This is a genomic window from Streptomyces sp. NPDC089919 (assembly GCF_040684615.1).
GTDB lineage: Bacteria > Actinomycetota > Actinomycetes > Streptomycetales > Streptomycetaceae > Streptomyces.
This window is the reverse complement of record NZ_JBFBGK010000009.1, coordinates 15,596-31,391: the sequence shown is the minus strand read 5'-3', so window position 1 is coordinate 31,391 and position 15,796 is coordinate 15,596. Positions and strand designations below refer to the sequence as shown.

Genomic DNA, 15,796 nt, shown 5'->3' with positions numbered 1-15,796 from the left:
CGCCACGACACACCACGACACGCCCTTCCGACTCTGAATGGAGACCAAGGTGTCCGCTACGTACGACTACGACATCGGCATCATCGGCGGCGGCCCTGCCGGCTCGACCGCAGCCTCGTACCTCGCCAAAGCCGGACTGTCGGTCGTGGTGTTCGAGTCCGAGACCTTCCCGCGCGACCACGTCGGCGAGTCCCTGGTGCCCGCCACCACCCCCGTCCTCATAGAGACCGGGGCCATGGACAAGGTCGAGGCGGCCGGCTTCCCCAAGAAGTACGGCGCCGCCTGGACCTCGGCCGAGGACCGCACCATCGACCACATGGGCTTCGAAGGCCTCAACCACGACTTCAGGGCCGCGGAGGTGTTGTTCAGCGAGCGCGACCAGGCGGGGGTGGACCGCGACTACACCTTCCACGTCGACCGCTCGAAGTTCGACCAGATCCTGCTGCAGAACGCGGAGAGCCTGGGCGCGAAGGTCTACCACGGCGTCCGCGTCAACCGCGTCGACTTCTCCGAGCAGGACCGCCCGGTCATCGAGGCCAAGATCGGCAACCAGCCGGTGCGCGTCCCGGTCCGCATGGTCGTCGACGCCAGCGGCCGCCGCACCATGATGGGCAGCCAGCTCAAGTGCAAGGTGCCGGACCCGGTGTTCAACCAGTACGCCGTGCACACCTGGTTCGACAACTTCGACCGCAAGGCGCTGGCCACCAACAAGGAGCAGTCCGACTACATCTTCATCCACTTCCTGCCGCTCACCGACACCTGGGTGTGGCAGATCCCGATCACCGACACCATCACCTCCATCGGCGTCGTCACGCAGAAGGAGCGCTTCAAGGCCTCCAAGGACGACCTGGAGGGCTTCTTCTGGGAGACCGTCGGCAGCCGCCCGGCGCTGGCCGACGCCCTCAAGAACGCCCAGCGCGTCAAGGAGTTCAAGACCGAGGGCGACTACAGCTACGCCCTCACCAAGGTCGCCGACGACTCGCTGATCATGATCGGCGACGCCGCCCGCTTCGTCGACCCGATCTTCTCCAGCGGTGTCAGCGTGGCCCTCAACAGCGCCCGCCTGGCCTCCGCGGACATCATCGCCGCCTTCCACGCCGGCGACTTCCGCAAGGACCGCTTCGACACCTACACCAAGACCCTGCGCAAGGCCGTGGCCAACTGGTACGAGTTCATCTCCATCTACTACCGCCTGAACATCCTGTTCACCGCCTTCGTGCAGGACCCGCGGTACCGCCTGGACGTCCTCAAGATGCTCCAGGGCGACGTGTACGACGCCGAGGAGCCCAAGGCCCTCGCCGCCATGCGCGACATCGTCACGGCCGTCGAGAACGACCCCGACCACCTCTGGCACAAGTACCTCGGCACCCTCAAGGCCCCGATGGCAGCCGCCAGCTTCTGATCCCGACGGTGGGGGCGCCGGCCGGCCGTCTCCGGCGCCAGCCCACCGAACCCGCGCCGAGCAGCACCCCGAGGAGGATCCCCATGCCCGCCCGCCCCGCACCAGTCCAGGACCCGGCCATCGCACTCGTCGGCGTCGGCTGCCGCTACCCGGGCGGGGTGGTGGACCTCGCTTCCTTCTGGCAGGTCCTCGAGGACGGCGTCGACGTCATCGGCGAGATACCCGCCGACCGCTGGGGACCCGAGTACGTCAGCGAGGACGGCGCCGCCCCCGGCACCGGCTACTGCCGCTGGGCCGGCACCCTCCCCGACCTGCCCGGCTTCGACGCCGACTTCTTCGGCATCTCCTTCCGCGAGGCCCGCGAGATGGACCCCCAGCAGCGGCTGCTGCTGGAGGTCTCCTGGGAGGCCCTGGAACACGCGGGCCTGACCAAGCCCGGCCTGGCCGGCTCCCGCACCGGGGTGTTCTTCGGAATGCTCGGGATGGACTACTCCCTGCTGCACGCCAAGACCCGCGGCGTGGCGGCCATCGACCCCTACTTCGCCAGTGGCAAGGAGTTCAGCTTCGCCCCCGGCCGCCTGGCCTACACCCTCGGCCTGCACGGCCCGGCCCTCTCGGTGAACACCGCCTGCTCCTCCTCGCTGGTCGCGGTGCACCTGGCCTGCCGCAGCCTCGCCTCCGGCGAGTCCGACACGGCGCTCGCCGGCGGCGTCAACGTCCTGGCCGCGCCCGAGCTCTCCGTCTTCATGAGCAAGGTCCAGGCCCTCTCCCCGACCGGGCGCTGCCGGCCCTTCTCCGCCGAGGCCGACGGCATCGTCCGCGGCGAGGGCTGCGGCGTGGTCGTCCTCAAGCGGCTCGACGACGCCCTGGCCGACGGCGACCGGGTCCTCGGCGTCATCCGGGCCAGCGCCATGAACCACGACGGCCGCAGCGCCGGCCTGACCGTCCCCAACGCGCTCGCCCAGGTGGCCCTGCTGCGCGAGGCCCTGCACCGCGCCGACGACGCCGACCCGCGCCGGGTCCGGTACGTGGAGACGCACGGCACCGGCACCCCGCTCGGCGACCCCATCGAGGCGCACGCCCTCGCCGAGGTGTTCGGCCCCGGCCGCGAGCCCGGCAGCCCCCTGTACATCGGCTCCCACAAGGCCAACTTCGGCCACACCGACGCCGCGGCCGGGGTCGCGGCCCTCATCAAGACCGTGCTGACCGCCCGGCACGGCCTGGTCCCGCCCCAGCTCCACCTGGGCACCCCCACCCCGGCCATCCCCTGGGAGGGCGGGCCGCTGCGGGTCAGCGCCGAGGCCGTCCGGCTGCCCGTCACCGAGGACACCCTGCTGGGAGTCAGCGCCTTCGGACTCAGCGGCACCAACGCCCACGTCCTCCTCGCCGCCCCGCCCGAGCCGGCCCCCGCCGACCCGGCGGACGACGACCGGGCACCCGGCCAGGCCGCACGCCCCGACCGGCAGGTGCTGCTGGTCTCCGCCCCCACCGAGGAGTCCCTGCGCACCCGGGCCGAGGACCTGCGCGCCGCCCTCGACACCCCCCGGCCGGCCGCCGACCTCCTGCACACCGCCGCGGTCCGCCGCACCCACCACGAGGCCCGCGCCGTCGTCACCGGCGCCGACGCCCACGAACTGCGCGCCTCCCTGCGGTCCCTGGCCCAGGGCGAAGCCGACTCCCGCACCGTCACCGGCACCGCCGAGCCGCGCCGCCGCCACCAGACCGTCTTCGTCTTCTCCGGCCAGGGCTCCCAGTGGCGCGGCATGGGCCTGGACCTCTGGGACCGCGAGCCGGCCGCCGCCGCCTCCCTGCACCGCAGCGACGAGGCGGTCCGCGCGGCCGGCCTGCCGGGGCTGCGCGAACTCCTCGGCCAGGGCGACCTGGCCGCCACCGAGCTGGCCCAGCCCGCCGTGGTCGCCGTCCAGCTCGCCCTCGCCGAGGTCTGGCGGGCCCGCGGACTCGAGCCCCACAAGGTGCTCGGCCACAGCCTCGGCGAGATCTCCGCCGCCTGCTGGACCGGGGCGCTCGACCTGCCCACCGCCCTCGACCTCGCGGTCCGCCGCGGCAGGATCATGGCGCGGGCCGCCGGCACCGGCCGGATGCTCGCCGTCCCGCTCCCCGAGGCCACGCTGCGCGAGCTGCTCGCGGCCGGCGGCCCGGGCACCGACGGCGTCACCGTCGCCGCCGTCAACGGCCCCGCCGCCACCGTGCTGGCCGGCCCCGCCGCGGAGCTGGAGGCCCTGGCGGCCCGGCTCGCCGCGGGGACGGACACCGGAACGAAGGTCACCTCCCGCCACGTCCCAGGCGACTACGCCTTCCACAGCCCGGCCATGGCCCCCTTCGCCGAGGAACTGCGCGCCGAGCTGACCGGTCCGGCCGGCCTCGCCCCGCGGCCGACCCCGGCCGCCTTCCGGTCCACCGTCTTCCCCGACCGGGCGCCCGAGTTCCTGGACGCCGGCTACTGGGCGGCCAACCTGCTGCGGCCGGTGCTGTTCTGGCCCGCCGTCAACGAGATCCTGGACCGGGGCGGCGCCGACTTCGTCGAGATCGGCCCGCACCCCACCCTGGTGCGCCCGCTCACCGACGGCCTGCGCGCCCGCCGCCGCCACGGCGTCGCCGTGGGCTCGCTGCGCCGCGAGGCCGACGGACCCGCCGCCCTCCTGGACTCCCTGGCCCAGCTGCACTGCGCCGGGGCCGACGTCCGGTGGGCCGACCTGACCCCGGGCCGCCTCACCGACCTGCCGCGCCACCCCTGGCAGCACGAGCAGTTCTGGCTGCCCGAGGTCACCCCCGGCCAGCAGTACGCCCCGGGCGCGGGCCCGGTCCCCGCCCCCGCCGCGCCGGCCCCCGCCGGGCTCTCCGTCCAGCTCCTGGACGCCGCCGGGCAGCCGCTGGGCCCGGCCCGGACCCTGGACCTGACCCCGGACGCGGCCCCCACGCCGGCCGACCGCCCCGCCCCGCAGACCGCACCCCCCGCCCTCCCGAGCCCGGCGGAGCCCACCCCCGTCTCCGCCGCGGACTCCGGGGCCGGGACCGCCCCTACGACGGCCCCGGCCCCGGAGCAGACCGCCCCGGAGCAGAGCACCGCCCCGCTCGACGCCGGCCCGGCCGGCGCCCCGGACCGGCTCCGCCGGACCCTGCTGCGCCGCGTCTCGCGCGTCCTCGGCGACGTCCTCGGCCAGGACCCGGACCGCCGGATCCCGCCCCGGCGCGGCTTCGCCGACATCGGCCTCGACTCCCTCAGCATCGTCGACTTCGTCGACGACCTGGGGCTGGAACTGGGCCTGGAGATCCCGGCGGCGGCCCCCTTCGAGCACCCCTGCCTCGAAGAACTGACCGACTACCTGCTGCCACTGGTCGCCGCCGCCGCCGGCCCGGCGGCGGACGAAGCCCCCGAGCCCGACCCGGCCCCCGAGCCCGCTCCCGCGCAGCCGCAGGCCCTCCCGGCCGCCGCCCCCGCGGCCCCGGTGCCCGCGGCCGCCGCGCCCGCCCCCCAGGACGACCCCGTGGCCGTCGTCGGCATGAGCTGCCGCTTCCCCGGCAGCCCCTCCGTACGCGACTACTGGCAGCTTCTGCTCGACGGCCGCGAGGCCATCCGCGACGTGCCGCCCGACCGCTGGGACGGCAACGCCTTCCTCTCCGAAGGGGCCTGGACCCCCGGCACCATGTCCTCGCTGCGCGGCGGCTACCTCGACGACGTCCGCGGCTTCGACGCCGCCTTCTTCCGCGTCTCCCCGCGCGAGGCCCGCAGCCTCGACCCGCAGCACCGGCTCTTCCTCGAAGTCGCCTACGAGGCCCTGGAGGACGCCGGCGCCGACCGGGAGCGGCTGCGCGGCTCCGCCACCGGCGTGTACGTCGGCATGAACAGCTCCGACCACGCCCAGCGGGTCAGCAGCCGCCTCCAGGACGTCGACCTCTACTACGGCACCGGCAACTCCTTCGCCGGCGCGCCCGGCCGGCTCTCGTACTTCCTCGGCCTCACCGGCCCGAGCATGGCCGTGGACACCGCCTGCTCCTCCTCGCTCAGCGCCGTGCACCTGGCCTGCCAGAGCCTGCTGAGCGGGGAGAGCGACCTGGCCGTGGCCGGCGGGGTCAACGTCATCCTCAGCCCCGTCATCCCGGTCTCGGTGTCCGCGGGCGGCGCCCTCTCGCCCAGCGGCCGCTGCCGCACCTTCGACGACGCGGCCGACGGCTACCTGCGCGGCGAGGGCTGCGGCGCGCTGGTGCTCAAGCGGCTCTCGGCCGCCCGCGCCGACGGCGACCGGGTCTACGCCGTGCTGCCGGCCAGCGTCGTCAACCAGGACGGCGCCAGCAGCGGCCTGACCGTGCCCAACGGCACGGCCCAGCGCAACCTGGTCCGAGCGGCCCTGGACCGGGCCGGCCTGACCGGCGCCGAGGTCGGCTACGTCGAGGCGCACGGCACCGGCACCCCGCTCGGCGACCCCATCGAGCTCCGCGCCCTCAGCCATGCCCTGCGCCACCGGGCCGCGCCCGGCACGGCACCCCTGCTGGTCGGCTCGGTCAAGCCCAACATCGGGCACCTGGAAGGCGCGGCCGGCGTGGCCGGGCTGATCAAGGCCGTGCTCGCCGTCCACCACGGCCGCATCCCCGCGCACATCGGGGTGAGCACCCCGACCCGCCAGGTGCCCTGGGCGGAGCTGGGCGTGGAGATCGCCGCGGACGCGCCGGCCTGGCCCGGCACCGGCCGCCGCGTCGCGGGCGTCAGCTCCTTCGGCTTCACCGGCACCAACGCCCACGTCCTGGTCGCCGAGGCGCCGCCGGCCCCGGCCGCCGCCGACCGGGCCGCCGAACCCGCCGCCGCACCGGCCCGGTTCGCGGTCCCGCTCTCCGCCGCCCAGGGCCCCGCCCTGCGGGCCGGCGCCCGCGACCTGCTCGACGTACTCGACGCGAGCGCGCGCAGGGCACCGGACCCGGCCGCCGCGCTGGCCGACCTCGCCCACACCGCCGCCACCCGCCGCACCCACCTGGAGCACCGCGCGGTCGCCACCGGCCAGGACCTGGAAACGGTACGCGCGGCCCTCGAAGCGCTCGCCGGCGGAGCCGAGCACCCGGCCCTGGCCACCGCCGTCGCCGACCGCACCCGCTCCGCCGTGTTCGTCTACTCCGGCTTCGGCTCCCAGTGGGTCGGCATGGGGCGCCGGCTACTGGAGCGCGAACCCGTCTTCCGCGCCGCCGCCCAGGAGTGCGAGGAGGAGATGCGCCGCTGGACCGACTGGTCCCCGCTGGCCTCGCTGCGCGGCGACACCGGCAGCCGGCCCTTCGACGAGGGCATCCCCCAGGAGCTGGTCTTCCTGGTGCAGGTGGCCCTGACGGCCCTGTGGCGCAGCTGGGGCGTGACCCCGGCCGCCGTCGTCGGCCACAGCATGGGCGAGGTGGCCGCCGCCTGGGCGAGCGGCGCGCTCACCCTGGCGCAGGCCGCGGAGGTGCTGTGCCTGCGCTCCCGGCTGCTGGACGGCCTGGTCGGCACCGGCGGCGGCTCCCTGGCGGTCGGCCTCTCCCGGGCCGAACTGGCCCCCTACCTCGTCCTGTACGACGACCGGCTCGGCATCGCCACCGTCAACGGCCCGCGCACCACGGTCGTCTCGGGCGACCTGACCGCGCTGGCCGAGCTGGCCGAGGAGCTGACCGAGGCCAACGTCTTCGTACGGACCATCAAGGTGCCGGTGGCCCCGCACTCCCCGCTGGTGGAACCGCTGCGCGGGCCCCTGGAGGCCGGGCTCGCCCACCTGGTGCCCGCCGAGGGCCGGATCCCCTTCCACTCCGCGGTGACCGGCGGCGAGCTCGCCGGCAGCCTGCTCACCGCCGCCTACTGGGGCCGCAACCTGCGCGACACGGTCCTCTTCCAGGACGCGGTCTGCTCCGTGGAGGACCCGCAGGACCAGGTCTTCCTGGAGATCTCGCCGCACCCGGTCCTGGTCTCCGGCGCCGAGCAGTCGCTGGCCGCCGCCGGCGTCGAACGCCCGGTCGTGCTGCCCTCGCTGGTGCGCGAGGAGGACGAGGTGGACACCCTGCTCGCCACGCTCGGCGCGCTGCACGCCAACGGCGTGCCCGTCGACTGGGCGCGGTTCACGGGGTCCGGCCGCCGCGTCGTGGACCTGCCGCGCTACCCCTGGCAGCGCAAGGAGCACTGGCTGCCCGACCTCCCGGACCTGCCGGCCGGAGCCGCCCCCGCCGCGGGCACCGGCGCGCTGCTGGGCGCCCCGGTACGCACCCCCGGCAGCCCCGGCACCACCCTGCTGCCGGTCACCGTCGACGGCACCCGCAGCCCCTGGCAGGTGTCCGGCCCGGCCGTCTCGGCCGCCGCCCTGCTGGAGGCCGCGCTGGAGGCCGCCGCGGCCACCGGATCCCCGGTACCGGCCCTGGCCGACGTCCGGTTCGGCACCCCGCCGCGCACCGACGCCGACGGCCGCGCCACCCTGCAGGCCGTCGTGGACGTACGGGCGCAGCAGATCACGCTGCGGCCCGTCGGCGAGGGCCCGGGCGCCGACCCGGCCCTGCGGGCCGGCACCGCGCCGACCGCCCCCGCCCCGGGAGTTGCCCCGGGTGCCGCGGCCGTCCTCGACGAGGAGCTGCGCACCGACCTCGCCGGTGAGTTCCCGGCACTGGAGATACGTTCCGCCGCCACCGGGGCGGACGGAGCGGCCGAGGTCGCCCTGACCCTGCCGGCCGGCGCGGCCCGCCGCCGGCTCCCCGCCGACCTGCTGCGGCTGGCGCTCCGGCTGGTCGCCGCGGGCGCCCCGGCGGGTCCCGGGGCCCGGACCGCAGACCGGCCCGCGGCCCTGGCCGCGGTCCGGGTCCGGGCCGCCGCCGACGGCACCGTCCTGCTGCGCCGCGGCCCCGTCCGGCTGACCGAGGACGGCTCCGCCGAGGCCGACCTGACCGTGCTCGACCCCGCCGGCCGGGCCGTGGTGGAACTGACCGGGACCCGGCTGGCCCCGCCCGCCACGGCCCCGGACCAGACCCCCGACGACGCCGCCGCCCGGCTCCCCGGCCTGCTCTACCGCATGACCTGGGCCCCCGAACAGCACGACGCGGCCCAGCTGCCGGCCGCCACCACGACCCGCCGCTGGCTGGTCTGCGGCGACACCGCGCACCTGGCCGGCACGGTGGCCGCCGGCCTCGCCGAGGCCGGCCACGAGGTGGTCCGGGTCCGCTCGCAGAGCGCCCCGGCGGACCCCGGCGCCGACGCCCTGGTCGTCGACCCCGCCGACCCGGCCGCCTGGCCCCAACTGCTCGCCGGCCAGGGCGACCTCGCGGCCACCGCCGTGGTCGACCTGTGGCCGCTGGAGGACCTGGAGGCGAGCGAGGACGGCTGGCCGGCCACCACCGCGCTGACCGCCGCACTGGCCGGCATCAAGGAGGCACCGCCCCGGCTGTGGGTGGTGACCCGCAACGCCCTCGTCCCGCCCGGCCACTTCGGCTTCCCGCAGGGCGCACAGGGCGGGCACGCCGCCCTCGGCCGCAACCTCGCCATGGTCCGCCCCGAGGCCTGGGGCGGCCACGTCGACCTCGCCGGCGGCACCGCCGAGGAACTGCGCGCCCTGGTCGGGCGGCTGCTGCGGGCACCCGGCGAGGAGCACGCCCTGCTCACCCACGCCACCGTGCACGTGGCCGCGCTGACGCCCTACACCCCACCGGACCCGGTCCGCCGCCCGGCGCTGCGCGCCGACGGCTGGTTCCTGGTGACCGGCGCCGGCCGGGAGCTGGCACCCCCCGCCGTCGACTGGCTGGTCGCCGCCGGCGCCCGCCGCATCGCCCTGGTCCGCACCGAGTCCGCCCCCGCGGACGGCCCGGCCGCACAGCGCCTGGAGGCCTGGCGCGCCGCGGGCGCGGAGATCCGTACCGAGGACGCCCCCGACACCGCCGCGGTGACCGCCCTCGCGGCCCGGCTGCGGGCGGACGGCGGCCTCGCCGGCGTCGTCTGCGCCGGGGCCCCCGGCACCGCCGTCGGCCCCGCCGACACCCGCGCCGCACACGTCCGCCAGGAGCTGGCCCGGGCCCGCACCGCACAGGCCCTGCACGACGCGACCCTGGCCGACCCGCTGGAGCTGTTCGTCCTGCTCGGCACGGTCGCCGGCGGCGGCGCCGCCAGCGGAGCCGCCGCCCCCGCCGACGGGCTGCTGCGCGCCCTCGCCGCCCGCCGCGCCGGCGCCGGACTCCCGGTGGCGCACATGAACCTGATGCCCCTGGAGACCAGCGCCCTGCTCGACAACCGAACCACCATGCTCCTCGAGGGCAGCGGCATCACCCCGCTGCGCGAGGCGGACCTCACCGCGGCCCTCGACCTCCTGGTCCCGGTCGGCGCGGTGCAGGTCACGGTCGCCGACATGGACTGGCAGCTGTTCGGCGCCGCGCTCGCCGACTCGCCCCACCGGCGCCTGTTCGCCCCGGTGCTGGGCGCCGTCAAGGAGAGCGCCGGCGCCGGCTTCACCGCCCAGCTCGGCGACCTGGACCCGGTGGAGCGCCACGACCGGATGCTCGACTGGGTGTGCGCGCAGGTGACCGCCGTCCTCGGGATGTCCGAGGACGACCTCCGGCCGGACCAGGGCTTCTTCGAGCTCGGCATGGACTCGGTGATGTCCCTGGCGCTGCGGCTGCGGCTCTCCCGCGACCTGTCCGTGGAGCTCGCGGCGACCGTGGCCTTCGAGAACCCCACCGCCCAGGCGCTCACCCGCCACCTGCTGGAACGCCTGGGCCACCCGGTCGCCCCGGCGGCGGGCGCCGCGCCCGCCGCCGGCCCGGGGGCGCCGGCACCGGCACCCGCCACCGGATCCGACGGCGCGCACGACCCGCACGACCCGGACGCCTCGGGCGACCTGGACGACCTGGACGACGACGAACTGCTGCGCCAGCTGGAGGCCGAGATCGCCGGCCCGCAGGCCCTTGGCTTGGAGGAGAACTGATGTCGAGTCACCCTGCCGAACAGCCCTCTCAGGACGTGCTCCGAGGCCGCCTCAAGGACTCACTGGGAGCGATACGCAGCCTGAAGGCCCGGGTCCAGGAGCTGGAGCAGCCCCAGCCGCTGGCCGTGGTCGGGCTCTCCTGCCGGCTCCCGGAGGGCGCCTCCCCCCGGGAGTTCTGGGGGGCGCTGGTGGAGGGCCGCAGCGCCACCTCCGAGTTCCCCGAGGAGCGGCACCCCACCGACGGCTTCCACCACCCCGACCCCGACCACCCGGGCACCGCGTACACCCTGGCCGGCAACTTCCTCAGCGGACCGGTGGACGGCTTCGACCCGACCGTCTTCGGCATCTCGCCCCGCGAGGCGACCGGCATGGACCCGCAGCAGCGCCTGGTGCTCGAACTGGCCTGGGAGGCCATGGAGAACGCCTGCGTGCCGCCGGCCCAGCTGGAGGGCTCCCGGGTGGGCGTCTTCCTCGGCGCCAGCACCAGCGACTACGTCCGGATGCGCCAGCAGAGCGGGGCGCCCGAGGACATCGACGGCTACCAGCTGATCGGCGAACCCAGCTTCCTGGCCGGCCGCATCTCCTACACCTTCGGCTTCCAGGGCCCCAGCATGGTCATCGACACGGCCTGCTCCTCCTCCCTGGTCGCCCTGGAACAGGCCGCGCTCTCGCTGCGCTCCGGGGCGTGCGACACCGCCCTGGTGGGCGGCGTCAACCTGATGCTCTCGCCCTACGGCTTCGTGCTGGTCAGCAAGATGCGGGCGCTGTCGCCCACCGGCACCTGCAAGACCTTCGACGCCGCCGCCGACGGGTACTCCCGCGGCGAGGGCGGGGCGATGTTCGTCCTCAAGAGGCTGCGCGACGCGGAGGCGGCCGGCGACCGGGTGCTGGCCGTGGTGCGCGGCGTGGCCACCGAGCACGACGGCCGCAGCAGCGGGCTGACCGTGCCCAACCCGGCCGCCCAGCAGGGCGTCATCACCGCCGCCCTCAAGGACGCCGGCATCGCCCCGGCCGAGGTCTCGTACGTCGAGGCGCACGGCACCGGCACCCCGCTGGGCGACCCGATCGAGCTGAAGGCGCTGGACGCGGTCACCCGCACCGGACGGCCCGCGGACCGCCCGCTGCTGGTCGGGTCGGTGAAGACCAACATCGGCCACCTGGAGCCCGCCGCCGGCGCCGCCGGCATCCTCAAGGTCGTCCTCTCCCTCCACCACGACCTGATCCCCCGGCACCTGCACCTGGAGAACCCCAACCCGCAGGTCCCGTGGTCCGACCTGAACGTCAAGGTCACCACCGAGCCCACCGAGTGGCCGACCGGCCTGCGGGTCGCCGGCGTCAGCAGCTTCGGCGCCAGCGGCACCAACGCCCACGCCGTGCTCACCGAACCGCCCCGGCCCGCGCCGCGCGGCGGCACGCCCCGCGAGGTCGGCCTGCTGACCCTGAGCGCCAACACCCCCGACGCGCTGCGCGCGCTGGCCGCCGCCTACGGACCGGTCGTCGAGTCGGCCGACCCGCGCGGCCTCGCCGACATGTGCTACACCACCCACGTCGGCCGCGCCCGCCTCAAGCACGGCCTCTCCCTGACCGGCACCCGCGACGAACTGGCCGCCGGACTGGCCGCCTTCGCCGCCGGCGAGCGCGCCGAACAGGTGAGCGCGCACGCCCCGGCCGGCGCCAAGGCCCGCCGGGTCGGCTGGCTGTTCACCGGCCAGGGCTCCCAGTACGCCGGCATGGCCACCCGCCTCGCCGCGCACGAACCGGTCTTCGCCGCCGCCCTCGCCGAATGCGTGGCGGCCCTGGACCCGCTGCTCGACGAGCCGCTGGGCCCGGTCCTGGCCGGCGAGGGCGACCCGGAGCGGATCAACCGCACCGGCCTGACCCAGCCCGCGCTCTTCGCCGTCGGCTACGCGCTGGCCCGCATGTGGGAGTCCTGGGGGATCGTGCCCACCGCCGTACTGGGCCACAGCCTCGGCGAGATCACCGCCGCCTGCGCGGCCGGGGTGCACTCGCTGGCCGACGCGGCCCGGCTGGTCGCCGCCCGCGCCCGCCTCATGGAGGCGCTTCCCGCCGGCGGCGTGATGGAGACCCTGGTCTGCGACGAGGCGTCCGTCCGGGCGGCCCTGGCCGAGGCCGGGCCCTGCCCGTCGGTGGCCATCGCGGCCGTCAACGGCCCCACCGACGTGGTGCTCTCCGGCCCGGCGGACGAGGTGGATCGCGTGGTGGCGCTGCTCGCCGAGCGCGGCGTCAAGCACCGGCGGCTCACCGTCTCGCACGCCTTCCACTCGCCGCTGATGGAGCCCATGCTCGCCGAGTTCCACCTGGTGGCGCAGAGCCTGACCTTCCACCAGCCCCGCTACCGGATCGTCTCCAACGTCACCGGCAAGCCCTGGGGCCCCGAACAGCTGCGCCCCGAGTACTGGGTGGAGCACGTCACCGCGCCGGTCCGGTTCGCCGACGGCGTCGGCGCCCTCCACGACGCGGGCTGCCGCACCTTCCTGGAGATCGGCCCCGCCCCCGTCCTGCTGGGACTGGGCGCCCGCTGCCTGCCCGAGGACGGCGTCAGCTGGGTGCCCTCGCTGCGCCGCGACCGCGACGACCTGCACATCACCGCCCAGGCCCTGGGCGCCCTGCACCACCGCGGGGCCACGGTGGACTGGGCCGCGGTGCACGGCGACGAGCAGTCCCGCCGCACCAGCCTGCCCACCTACCCCTGGCAGCGGGAGCGCTACTGGTTCAAGGAGGGCACCGCCTCCCGCGCCGGGCACCCCGCGGACGACTCCCCGGCCGCGGAGTTCGACGGCCACCTGGTCTCCGGGCCGCCGACCTTCGCCCCGGACATCGACCAGCTCCCCGGCCAGTTCGTGCAGACCGGCCCGGACGGCCGGCGCTCGGTCAGCCCCGGCGGCTTCTGCAACTGGGCCCTGGCGGGCGCCGCCAAGCTGCCCGGCGCCGTGCCGCGGCTGGTGGACCGCTTCGTGGTCGGCGAACCGCTGTTGCTCGACCCCGGCCGGCGGCCCTCCCAGGTCCGCGTGTACGTCATGCCCCAGGACGACGAGGGCCGCTCCCTCTTCCTGTGCTTCTCGCTGGCCGGCGGCGACAGCGCCGAGCAGGGGGCCTGGCGGCTGCACGCCCGCGGCTCCCTGGTCCGGCGGCCGGCCGGCGCCGGCCCCGCCGGCGCGGACCTGGACGCGATCCGGGCCCGCTGCCGGCCCGCCGACCCGGCCGGCCTCGCCCTGCCGGACTGGGCGCAGCCCGTGCTCGACGCCGTCTACCAGGGCCCCGGCGAAGTGCTCGCCGAGGTCAACGGCGCCGCCGAGGACCTGCCGCGCGGATCGCTCCTGGACCTCACCCTGACCCTGCTGCGCCAGTCCACGTCGGTAGCGCAGACCACCGCGCCGGACGCCACCGCGCCGACGGCCGACGAGCAGGCCGGACGGACCCCCGGCACCCGCCGGTTCGTACACGGCTGGCTCGACCCGGACGGCGAGGACGGCGAACTGCGCGGCGGCCTGGAGATCCTGGGCGCGGACGGCAGCGTCGTGATCGCCATGCGCGACGTCCGGGTACAGCCCCACGCGGAGGAGGGCGAGGAGAACCCGCGCCGGCCGCGCGAGGAGACCATCTGGGACCAGGAGTGGCAGCCGGCCGCCCCGGCCGCCTTCACCGACCGGGACCTGGCCGGCCGCCGGATCCTGCTGATCGGCGGCCGGGACACCGCCGCCGCGCTCGCCGACCGCCTGGCGGCCCGGGCCGCCGTGGTGGCCCTCGCCGAGCCCTCCGTCGCCGCGGTGACCGCGGCGCTGGCGGCGGACGGCCCGTACGCGGACGCCGTGCTGCTCAGCGGCCTGGACCTGCCGGCCGGCCCGTGCGGCATCGAGGCCGTGCAGCAGGCCCGCACCGAGGGCGAGCACGTCTTCCTCGCGCTGGCCCGGACGCTGGCCGGGTCCGGCGCCGCCACCCGGCTGTGGATCGCCACCCGGGGAGCCCAGCGGACCGGCGACGGGCAGGACCGCTTCTGCCTCCCGGCCGGCCCGCTGTGGGGGCTGGGCAAGGTCGCCGCACTGGAGCACCCCGAGCTGTGGGGCGGCCTGATCGACCTCGACCCGGCCGGCGGCGCGGACGAGGCCGGGCAGCTGGCCGACTGGCTCGCCACCGACACCGTCGAGGACCTGACCGCCCGCCGCTCGGGCGAGGTACTGGTACCGCGCCTGGTGGCCGCCGAGCCCGTCGACGAGGCCGCCGGACCGGCCCGCCCCCGCCTCTCCGACCTGGGCAGCTACCTGATCAGCGGCGGCCTGGGCAGCCTGGGCCTGCTGGTCGGCGAGTGGCTGGCGCGCAGCGGCGCCGGCTGCGTGGTCCTGGCTGCCCGCAGCCCGCTGCCGGACCGCGCCGCCTGGGACGACCCGGCCCTGGACGACGCCACCGCCGCCAAGGTCGCCGGCATCCGCCGCATCGAGGCCCAGGGCGCGGAGGTACGCGTCGCCGCCCTGGACGTCACCGACACCGGGGCCCTGCGCACCCTGGTCCGGACGCTGTCCGGGGCCGGCCGCCCGCTGCGCGGCGTGGTCCACGCGGCGGGCCTGTCCGAGCCGCAGTTCCTGCGCGAGGCCGACCCGGCCGTCTACGACCGGGCCCTGCACGCCAAGGCGGCCGGCACCCTCGCCCTGCACGAGGCCACCCTGGGCGAACAGCTCGACCTGTTCGTCTCCTTCTCCTCCATCGCCTCCGTCTGGGGCTCCCAGCACCTGGCCGGGTACTCCGCCGCCAACGCCTTCCTCGACTCCTTCGCGCACCACCGCCACCTGCTCGGCCTGCCGGCCACCACTGTGGCCTGGGGACCCTGGGGCGCCAGCTCCGGGATGGCCGACGACGAGGTGATGGCCTTCCTGCGCTCCATCGGCCTGCACCACCTCGACCCGGGCCAGGCCCTGGAACTCCTCGGCGAGGCGGTCGCGCAGGGCGTGGCCAACCGCACCGTGTGCTCCGCGGACTGGGCGATGTTCAAGGACCTGATGGAGGCCCGCCGCGAGCGGCCCGTCCTGCGCGAGATCCGCTCCGCCCCGGCCGCGGGCGCCGACCGCGACGGCGGCACCGGCCCGCTGACCGCCCGGCTGATCGGCCTGGCCGGCCCGGCGCGGCGGCGCGAGCTGGACGAGTACGTCCGCGCCCAGCTCTCGGCCATCCTCCGCCTCGACCTCCCCGTCCTGACCGAGGACACCAAGCTCGCCGACATGGGGCTCGACTCCCTGATGGTGATGGAGCTGATCGGCCGCTGCCGCGACGACCTGGGCCTGGAGATCAGCAGCCGCGAGTTCTTCGCCTGCCCCGGCATCAACTGGGGCGCCTTCCTGTACGACCTGCTCGAGGCCCACCACCCGGCCGCCGGCGCGCCCTCGCCGCAGCCCGTCCCGGCGGACCGGACATGACCGGGGGCCCGCCGGCCGGCCCCGAGCCCGCCCCGCCGCCCGGT

General features: G+C 76.5%; 3 protein-coding genes. All 3 read left to right on the top strand.

The window, feature by feature from the left end:
- The first annotated feature begins 49 nt into the window (after positions 1-49).
- Positions 50-1,402, top strand: coding sequence for an NAD(P)/FAD-dependent oxidoreductase (locus AB0O40_RS06355; protein WP_365036221.1), 1,353 nt, complete (start codon positions 50-52; stop codon positions 1,400-1,402).
- An 83-nt stretch (positions 1,403-1,485) separates the two neighbouring features.
- On the top strand, positions 1,486-10,326 hold the full coding sequence (locus tag AB0O40_RS06350; protein ID WP_365036219.1) for a beta-ketoacyl synthase N-terminal-like domain-containing protein: 8,841 nt from the start codon (positions 1,486-1,488) through the stop codon (positions 10,324-10,326).
- Positions 10,326-15,752: an SDR family NAD(P)-dependent oxidoreductase gene (locus AB0O40_RS06345; RefSeq protein ID WP_365036217.1), complete on the top strand. Its 5,427-nt coding sequence runs from the start codon at positions 10,326-10,328 to the stop codon at positions 15,750-15,752. The genes AB0O40_RS06350 and AB0O40_RS06345 overlap by 1 nt, the downstream gene beginning before the upstream one ends.
- The last annotated feature ends 44 nt before the right edge of the window (positions 15,753-15,796 follow it).

Bases quoted from the DNA above. Each gene is read 5' to 3' on its own strand.
- AB0O40_RS06350 (WP_365036219.1), top strand. From the start codon at position 1,486: ATGCCCGCCCGCCCCGCACCAGTCCAGGACCCGGCCATCGCACTCGTC.
- AB0O40_RS06345 (WP_365036217.1), top strand. From the start codon at position 10,326: ATGTCGAGTCACCCTGCCGAACAGCCCTCTCAGGACGTGCTCCGAGGC.